We start from the raw sequence: 572 nt of genomic DNA, 5'->3' as shown, positions 1-572 counted from the left end.
CGGCCCGCTTCGGCAACGGCATTGTCGAGATCACCGCACGCGGCAGCCTGCAGGTGAGGGGGCTGACGTCGGAAAGCACCGGCGGGCTGGCCGCGCAGGTGGATGCGCTGGGGATCGCCGTGCGTTCAGGGCTGCCAGTGGAGACAAGCCCGCTTGCAGGGCTCGACAGGGACGAGGCGGCCGACCCGCGGAAACTGGCGCGCGAGATCCGCGAGCGCGCCGAAGCACTCGGGCTCACGTCACGGCTGGGGCCGAAGGTCTCCGTGACGGTGGATGGCAGCGGCGTGCTTGGCCTTGGCGGAATGATCGCTGATGTAAAGTTGGAGGCGGTGGCAGGAGAAGAGTTGGTTGAAAGGGCGGAGGGGCGCGGCATCTGCGAAGAAAGCGCCATCACCTGGCTCCTCCGTGTCGGCGGCTCATCGTCCACCGCCCGCGTGCTCGGCCGCTTTTCGCAAAGCGAGGCGGCGGAGATCACGTTGCGTGTTCTTGCCGCTATCGCCGAGCACGGCCCGGCCGCCCGTGCACGCGATCTTGGCGATGCCGAACTGGCCGCGATCACCGGCCGCGAGCCC

Annotated in this window: 1 pseudogene; it reads left to right on the top strand. The window is 69.2% G+C overall.

From position 1 onward, the window contains the following. Positions 1-572 (top strand): annotated as a pseudogene (locus ACFP9U_RS25360) (precorrin-3B synthase); the annotation flags it as partial.

This window comes from Nitratireductor sp. GCM10026969 (assembly GCF_042660605.1).
GTDB lineage: Bacteria > Pseudomonadota > Alphaproteobacteria > Rhizobiales > Rhizobiaceae > Chelativorans.
This window is presented reverse-complemented; position numbering and strand designations above follow the sequence as displayed.